The organism is Acinetobacter sp. YH12046, assembly GCF_013419905.1.
In the GTDB taxonomy this organism is placed as follows: domain Bacteria; phylum Pseudomonadota; class Gammaproteobacteria; order Pseudomonadales; family Moraxellaceae; genus Acinetobacter.
Genome location: NZ_VOZF01000052.1, coordinates 1 through 8267, shown reverse-complemented (window position 1 = coordinate 8267; position 8267 = coordinate 1). Strand labels below are relative to the sequence as shown.

Annotated in this window: 7 protein-coding genes; 3 read left to right on the top strand and 4 right to left on the bottom strand. The window is 35.7% G+C overall.

Annotated elements, in window-relative coordinates; genetic code table 11:
* Positions 1 to 249: 249 nt before the first annotated feature.
* Both FTU03_RS15460 and FTU03_RS15455 read left to right on the top strand, forming a co-directional pair.
* A complete protein-coding gene (locus FTU03_RS15460; protein WP_168382247.1) occupies positions 250 to 768 on the top strand; it encodes a plasmid replication DNA-binding protein in 519 nt (172 codons plus the stop codon).
* A gap of 215 nt (positions 769 to 983) precedes the next feature.
* Positions 984 to 1613 carry a hypothetical protein gene (locus FTU03_RS15455; RefSeq protein WP_078194520.1) on the top strand — a complete coding sequence of 210 codons (630 nt, stop codon included), beginning with the start codon at positions 984 to 986 and terminating at the stop codon, positions 1611 to 1613.
* Between the two features lie 500 nt (positions 1614 to 2113).
* Here FTU03_RS15455 and FTU03_RS15450 read toward each other — a convergent pair whose 3' ends face one another.
* Entirely contained in the window at positions 2114 to 3292 is a 1179-nt protein-coding gene (locus tag FTU03_RS15450; protein WP_179993443.1) for a DNA adenine methylase, read from the bottom strand.
* A gap of 92 nt (positions 3293 to 3384) precedes the next feature.
* Here FTU03_RS15450 and FTU03_RS15445 point away from each other — a divergent pair, with 92 nt between their 5' ends.
* Positions 3385 to 3627, top strand: a complete 243-nt coding sequence (locus FTU03_RS15445) for a helix-turn-helix transcriptional regulator (RefSeq protein ID WP_168398578.1) — start codon at positions 3385 to 3387, stop codon at positions 3625 to 3627.
* On the opposite strand, the gene FTU03_RS15440 is transcribed toward FTU03_RS15445, so the two are convergent.
* From FTU03_RS15440 to FTU03_RS15435, 3 genes are all read right to left on the bottom strand, one after another.
* Entirely contained in the window at positions 3624 to 4280 is a 657-nt protein-coding gene (locus FTU03_RS15440; RefSeq protein ID WP_168398579.1) for a BglII/BstYI family type II restriction endonuclease, read from the bottom strand. The genes FTU03_RS15445 and FTU03_RS15440 overlap by 4 nt on opposite strands.
* Before the next feature lie 111 nt (positions 4281 to 4391).
* Entirely contained in the window at positions 4392 to 4586 is a 195-nt protein-coding gene (locus FTU03_RS16280) for a hypothetical protein (protein WP_373684509.1), read from the bottom strand.
* A gap of 120 nt (positions 4587 to 4706) precedes the next feature.
* A complete protein-coding gene (locus tag FTU03_RS15435; RefSeq protein ID WP_179993444.1) occupies positions 4707 to 5744 on the bottom strand; it encodes a hypothetical protein in 1038 nt (345 codons plus the stop codon).
* Positions 5745 to 8267 lie beyond the last annotated feature (2523 nt).

Below are 8267 nucleotides of genomic sequence, written 5' to 3'. Positions count from 1 at the left end.
AAAAAAAAAAAGTTTCACTCTTTTGAAAAAAAAAATTGTTAACTGAATGAAAAAAAATCAAATCTATTCCCTTGTTTTTCCGCATTTTTTAAACACGTCCTAAAATATTGGACACGTTGTGTGATCCCCACATATAAATATTCGGCAAAATTACATGATATATATATGTAAAACTATACTCTCAATATCTGTAAATTTTACAGTCTATTAGACACAAACTTTAGACAACAATAGGCATGGCTTTACAACATGAAAAGTCTCACAGTTCTTGAATTATCCAAGCTTTACGGCATTAATAGGCAGACTATTTACAATCACGTAAAGAAAGGAATTTTAAGCAGAAATTCAGATAATAAGATTGATTTATCCGAAGCTATTCGTGTATTTGGGGAACCATCCAAAAAACAGGATGTAAAAGAGCCTGTAAAAGTTGACAGTCCAAATTCGGCAGAAGTTTTACTACTTAGACAGCAGATAGACCTTCTAAAAAATCAGCTAGATGATGCAAAAAATAGAGAAAGCTTCTATCAAAATCAAATTGAAACTATGCAACGCCTATTGGAAGCTCCAAAAACCAATACAACACAATCTGATGATCCTGGATCAACACAGGCAGAATCCACGGTAGAAGAAAAAGAGGACGTCATAGCTATGCCTCCTAAGGAATCAGAGGTTATCGAGAATAAGCGTATTCCAGTCCCTGAACATATTGAGCCAGAACCAGAAAAAAGGGGCTTCTGGAGCCGTTTTTTCAAGCCCTATGGATGATAGGACTATTTAATCAGACTAATCAAAACCGTGGAACAATGATCAATAATTGATCGTGAAACATAAAAAATCACTAAAACAGCCTGAGCGTGACTGCTTAGGCTGTTTTTACATCCATAAGACATTGTTTTAAAATGGTTTTTACAAAACGTTTCGTATAACGTGTATTATGTTAATTTTAGAAAATCTTAAGATAATTATTAATGAGTGGCTTAATGAATAAAGAAATTTCTGTATTACTGCATGACGTTCCTACTCATGCAGATTACGCATGTGATGCAACAGATTTAGATCCAGAAGATATTCCTGAAGATCGTATAGAACAAGTCATAAATTTATTAAATTCTTCTGATGAAAATATTGTATTTGAGGCAGCAAAACTTCTGACTAATTGGGGACAATCCTCTGGTTTTGATGCATTAGTAAATTTATTAAATGAAAATAAATTAGTTGGTTATATAGATCATCGTTTACATGGTTATGATGATACACTTCAGCATGTACTTAGAGCTTTTGTTCGTTATTGGGCATTCCAAGCTGATCTAGGATTTGGTGAACAGGCTAGAATAAAAATATTTCATCCTATACAAAAGATTATAGAAATATCTAATACAGAACCATTTGATATTAGTCGCTTATTTTGGTTAATTGATGATGAAAAATACGATGAATATATTCCTTTAATTAAAAACCATTTAATCCAAATAATAGATCATCCTGAATTACAATTTTGGAAAATCCATGATGCTATTGAACTGATGCTGAAATTAGAGCCTGAGTTTGTTCATAATTTATTAGAAGAAAAAGGCAAAACATTGGAAGACTTTAAAATTAACACTTTATAAAGTTATACATTTAACATAATGGTGGTTATACGCAATACACTTGTATATTAATATAAATTTCAAGCACTTAATAAAAAAAGAAAAATCCAAAAATGAGCAAAAAGTCGATTTTGAAACAAGTCGGCTTTTTTATGAGCAGGTTTGATATGTTTTGCCAATAAAATCGATCAAAAAACATTCATATTTCGCTTTTTCCCTGATAACTCAATGCTTGCACTTCGGAAATTATCCGCAATTTCTGCGGATAAGCCTTGGGGTAAGTTTTGAGCAATCTTGTAAGCCAAGGCTGACATGAATTAGGGAGCATTGCGTCTATGTCAGTATGGGGATTTTTCATATGATGGGGACATAGAGAACAGGATGTTCCAACACATAAAACAATAATGATAAGTACGACACCAGGACGTGAGGTACGACAGGAGTTATACCTAAACACCCAATATGAAAAAGCCCGACAGGATGTCGGGCTTTTTTATTGACTAAGTTTTTAAGATTTAAACTTATTTAATAAGTAATAAACACTCTTTAACATCTCTATACCGAGTACCTTGTCGACCTAATGTCATATGCTGATGATCCGTAGTTAATATCTCTATTTTTGAGCTATCCCATACAGAAGACGCAAGCTCCATCATGGTTTCTAGGCTGATCATTCCTGTATTACTATAACTAAGTGCTAATTGAGAATTAGTCAGTTCAACCCCCTTAAACATATCTAAAAAGGCATCCTCAACCTTAGTTTTGATACAGAAAGGCGATTGGTGTCTGTCTTCTCTATAGCGTCCTTTGACGATCACATTGTTCTTTTTCTGAATCTCAGGATAGTCATATAAAACTAAGGTTTCTAAAGCATGATAGAAACGACTGTAATGTACAAAGCAATACGGAGGATCAGCATATACTGTCCCACCTTCAAACGTCTCTAATGCTTCTTTAAAATCACCCGATAAGAAAGCTGAACTGACGTTGGATTCAGTATTTAAGCCATAAGTACATAATTCATTAAATTTCTTCTGGAAAAATTTGAAAACTTCTTTTTTTCTATAAATACAAATGTCATTAAAAGAGGAGTTCGTTTTTGCATCTCTGTACTGAGCATAATGGCCTGTACCTTGACTGCAATAAGCCATGGCATACATTAAAGAAGACAAAAAAATTGGATAGATCGGCTTATTTTTATATTCATCTGCAATTTGTCTTAAAGCATCAATCCATAAACATTGTTCATAGGACCACCATGTACCAGAATAGTCCTTTGCAAATAAATGATAATCATACAAGAACTCTTTATTGATTAAATCTTTTTGGCTTTCTTCTAAAGAATTGAAATCATCAATATTAGTTAAGTTAATGTAATCAACAAGATATTCTTTTTGACCATTAGCTTCTACGAGACTTAAAGTCTTCTGGTAAATATGATCAATATCTGGAATATCGCTATCTCGTAAACTAACTAAATAAGTCTGTGAAAGAACCTTTGAATATTCCTGGATGTCATTAGAAACAAAATTAACTTGTTTCCCAATCGCCCCTGCCAGTGAAGCACTCCCAGCAAATAGATCTAATACGGCTCTATCCTTTTGATGAACAAAATTAATCCCATCAACAATAAAATCAATAATCTTGGTTTTAGAACCCATATATTTGATTAAACTAGGAAATGGTTGTGGGGTTAACATAGGAATCCTTAATAAAAAAACAAAATCCCAAATTAGGATTTTGTTTTTTGATTCTATGCAATAAAGTCTTGAGAGTCAAACAGAGAAAATAGATGGATAAAAATTTAATGAAATCTTTGTGCATCCAAGCATTAAAGCAAATGAGACTTGATGCTCAGATCACTCAATCTCAATTAGCTAAAATGCTAGGAAAACCACAAAGCTTTGTTTCTAAATATGAAAATGGTGATAGATCTCTAGAAATTACTGAAGTCTATTTGATCTGCAAAGAATTAAATAAATCACTATGCGATTTTGAGGAAGTTTTAGAAAATCTCATTCAAGAGTCTGTTTAACTAAACTCATCATAAAGACTTGCTTTAATACCAATTGCTATAACAGGACAGCCACCAGAACCTTGACCAAATAGCTTGCTTCTTAATTTACCCATATGGGTTGTAGAGGAACCATAAGACGCACCTTTCCCTAAACTTTTGAACAGCTCCTGTAACTCCGAAGCTCTGGTAATCACCACGCCTACAGATACAGCACCTAAATCAAATAACAGTCGGAAGTTATTTAAATCCCTATCAAAAAATGGGTCTTTATTATTCCACTCTACTTCAATAGCAACTTTATTTTTAAAACAGTCAATTTTATGAGTAGGGACTTCCGTCACAGTACTATTTTTCAAAGTTGGTGTAACAGTATTCTTTCCGTTGTCAGTAGCTAATTTGATTAGCTCATATTCATCCAAATGAATAGCTGTTTTAAATTCAGTTTCCCCCCAACCTCTTGCATATAAAAAACTATCTAGCTGGTCTGCAACAGTAGATTTTCGTCCACCCGGAGCAATAACTTCACTTCTTCTTAAAACGAAAGCTGAAAGTAAATCTACTAGATCATCCCACTCATTAGGAAAGACATGTCTCAGCACAGAAATACCATTACGGTATTCCTCAATTTCATAGTTATCTCGGATATATTGCGGGAAAAGTAGAACAGACATAGTTTGAATAAATATGAGCTTATAATAAATGTTTCGTATTAAAGCATAATTTACTTTTTAACATAAAAATCTCTTATTCAAAATTCGCTCGAATGTAAGTACAAGCCTGACTCAATCCTGGCTTACTTTACGTTTTTTAATTTTAAAAGTTCCACGACTCGCTACTCGTTGAGCAAGTTCAGGATTACGCCCAGATAAGTGTTTAATCACAATTGGGGGACCATTGAGTTCCTTAAGTAGTACAGTATCGTTTTCAACATACATAACTGGTCCACTTTGAGCTGCGGAAATAAAGCTTTCATATATTTTGCTGCGTGTTTGGCCTCGGCTCTCAAATCATCAATTTCTTGCCGTGTCAGGTAATAATCATCAGGATGCTTAGACATATCATCGCCTTTAGTAGCTTTAGAAACAGACCCAAAAGCCTTAATCAATATCCTTATAGTAGCTATCTTGATAAATATAGCCATCAGAACTCTTAGACTGCAAAAACTTCTTGCCTTGATCGCTTTCTTTCCACATTAAAAGCAATTTTCTTGACTCTAGGTTAGCTTGATCTCGAATATCCCGAAAATAGGTATGTATCTCAGTATTATTCTTAATTTTGGGGGTTGAAGCCCGGACATAGCTCAGATTCAGTTTTCGTCCACCCGCACTTAAAAAGCTACGGTTCATTTTGGACTGGAAATAAGCTGTAAACATGCCATAGAGTTTACCGATCTGGACACGTACACCACGATAGCCAATATATCCTTCAAGGCTGAGAAGATACTTTTCAAAATGCTCTTTCACATCAGTATTTGATTTCTTGTTTTGGTAGCTATTTACAAGATTAACCCCCCTTTGACGTACGGCCTCAAAGGTATCTTGCTTTAACCGCCAAGTGAAATTGGTCGCATGTTTTGTATTTTCGCTCAATCCTATTTCCTGCAACTCCTTAATGCTTTTGGCGCGTTTGGTGAGCTGTAAAAACTGATAGTCTCCTATATTTAAAGTTAGCTTTTGAAAGGTCTCGCATCCTTTAATTTGTTTGGCAAGTTGCGCATTTAGATAATCAAGATGGTCATATTTATTTTGAATTATTGCACCATCAGGTAACCGCAACAGCAAATCATTCACTCGACAAAGCAAGAGCAACATCGGAGATTGAAGTTCATATAGCTTATTCTCACTTTTTGATTTATCACGCAAATAACGATAAACATCAGCATCTGTAAGATTCTGTTTACGAACACACAGGCCATTAGCAACGATGCAACTAAACGTACTTTGTCCGGATAAAAATTTTCGATATTGCTGCTGTGGCGTATTCAGCAAGTCATAGCGATCGTTCCATTTTTCGAGGATTGCTTCGGCTTTACTAAAACTCGATGGTCTAACCAAAATTCCAAGATCGTACCCTTTAGAGAAGCAAGCCAATATCGTATGAGTGATTTCTTTTGTTCCCGTCGTGTAATAAATCATTTTTCATTTTAAGTCTAAAATTTTAATGATTAATATATCCTTATTTGTAGATTCTTAAAGGTATTTCAAAGATTTTTTTAATAGTGATCTTTTAAGATCACTTTTTTAAGGATAATAGCCAGAACTGGCTATTCTATAATAAGCAGTTCCTTGGATTCGACTTGACATGGTCTCTGCTACGCATAAGATGGTTCTTGTAGATATTGTTTTTCAGTTGGACTGCCAATCCGTACATTCAATTTTCCTTAAATTGTTTGTTCATGGATTGCCAACCATGAACAAACAACATTACCCCTTTTCGCAACCTGCCAAGTTGTGAAAAGTTTTATCGGTGAAGCTGCATACGTCCGAAAGGTAGTTGGTGCGGCTACGATAGGGGCTGGCGGGTGTGAATCCCGCTTTCTACCTGTTACAAAGTTATGTTCACATGTTTATGTGATGCACGTAGGGCGACACGGAAACGGGCATTGACGGGTTATCAGCGTTTACAACATACGACTGATAACTTAGTAAATTAACCCTGTTTTATTTGTTACGGTGAGCCATCTCAGGGATTGAGTGAATGGCGTTAATAACCGCTTGGCAGATGCTTCGTAAGGGCATAGTCAAGGCGCACAGGTGGGCTTTTGAGATGATCGTGAGGTCATAGGGGAATGAGGTGTTAAACTGGATTTCTCGGCACGTCACGGTGAATTGCCGAATTCGTAGAGATACGTTGCAATTTGCTTTGGCGGTCAATGGATAGCTCAAGCCTGTAAGGTCGGCTCTGTCAACATACAACTACAGAACAGTTGATGGCAGTCGATATGCGTAGAGTAAGTGCTTTACCTTATTAACTTAACTAGAAAATATAAGCTAGGAATGACTTGGAACTGCGGTCTGGCGAAGTATGGAGTTGATTTTAGTTAAGTTAGAGATAAGCGTACTACTCGATTTCAATGTTAATCATTGGGATCAAAGACAAGTAGAACTAACGTGGGCGCACTTCACACCGTTTGAGTTGTAGATATTTAATTTCTGGTTGATAAGTTCACAGAAAAGCGATTCTAGGCAAACAACAAGGTGGTGATCGGTGACGGTCTTTAGAAGTGTTAGAGAATCAGACAAGTACAAAACCTTTGCTACATCGAGGTTGCAGACAGTTCGAGCGAATAAAAACGTAAGCGCTGTTAATTGGGAAAGTCTATACCGATGAGTTGGTAACGTTTAAGGTGATTGGAGACAGATTTTTTTCGGTAATATTCGATGGCATCAACATGCTTTGGCTAGCATGATTTACCGAAAAAGCTGTCTTAAAACGATTCTACAAATCATGAAAATGAATTGCCCTGGCAGGTAATGATATTTTCAAACTGTTGATGCAGTATAAATACGTAGAAACTAGCGGTTTAAGAACCCAGACCCCTTTAAGGGGCTGGGTTTGTCTTTAAATAATTAAAATATCTCTATTTCTCTCTTATTTTCGATTTAAGCACTCTATTTTTTATAACGTAGTAAACCTCAAAAAAAGAGTTAGCAAGGCTATAACCCCTCATTTTTCGCATTTAAACCAACACTTTTAATAAAATCAAAGATAAGTAAGAAAATTATATAAGATGTTATAAATGCTCTCACTCTCTCAAGATCACCACACCCCTCGCTTTGCTCGGGCTGATGGTGAACGTTGAGAGAGTTTCGGCAATACTCACCCTAAGAGCTTGCAAAAAAATTGCTTGCTCTCGAAGTATTGCCTGTACACCTTTCGGGCTGACGGAGCCACGCATCGGTCGTATCTGCAAAGGGTAATTGTGCTTTCCCTTATAGGCTGAGATTACGATTCACACACCGCATCGACACGTTCCCAAACCAACTGAACCCAACTATCTCCGCAAGGGTTTCCCCAATTTACGATTTAAGCCAAGTATTCAGCTACTCATCACGTTGTTGCTTTGTCGATTTCCCCTAGTAGCAACTCTTGCTTTATCCATATAAAACAATCGCTGTGGTGCGCTAGCGTCGCTTAATCCTTCCACCCACACCACATGCCAACCGTCAAAAACGGACACGCAGAAGCAGGCAAAGCTCGAAATACAAAAAGTATTGCTTATTTAATGGACACAAAACGATTCAATAACGAAGTAAATCAGGTTTAGACTTGAAATTACTGCCCATAACTGTAAAAATAGTTGGACAGGTACAAGCCTTTGGTGAAATCCGCACGAGTTGGTAGCTCTGCTGATCTTCGTTATCTGATGCGTCAACATCAAATAACTGCGTACCGCTGAATATAAGAAAAACTCGTCAATACTGCAAGGTATTGGCGAGTTTTTTTTACTCATTTCAATGCCTTAAGTTTCACTCTTTTAATTTTTTTTATAAAAAATCGTCTACATCTTATTGATTATTTTCCTTTTTCAAAAAAAAAAAAGTTTCACTCTTTTGAAAAAAAAAATTGTTAACTGAATGAAAAAAAATCAAATCTATTCCCTTGTTTTTCCGCATTTTTTAAACACGTCCTAAAATATTGGACACGTTGTGTGATCC

Coding starts and splice junctions, on each gene's coding strand:
- FTU03_RS15460 (WP_168382247.1), top strand. CDS start 250: ATGAAAAGTCTCACAGTTCTTGAATTATCCAAGCTTTACGGCATTAAT.
- FTU03_RS15455 (WP_078194520.1), top strand. CDS start 984: ATGAATAAAGAAATTTCTGTATTACTGCATGACGTTCCTACTCATGCA.
- FTU03_RS15450 (WP_179993443.1), bottom strand. CDS start 3,292: ATGTTAACCCCACAACCATTTCCTAGTTTAATCAAATATATGGGTTCT.
- FTU03_RS15445 (WP_168398578.1), top strand. CDS start 3,385: ATGGATAAAAATTTAATGAAATCTTTGTGCATCCAAGCATTAAAGCAA.
- FTU03_RS15440 (WP_168398579.1), bottom strand. CDS start 4,280: ATGTCTGTTCTACTTTTCCCGCAATATATCCGAGATAACTATGAAATT.
- FTU03_RS15435 (WP_179993444.1), bottom strand. CDS start 5,744: ATGATTTATTACACGACGGGAACAAAAGAAATCACTCATACGATATTG.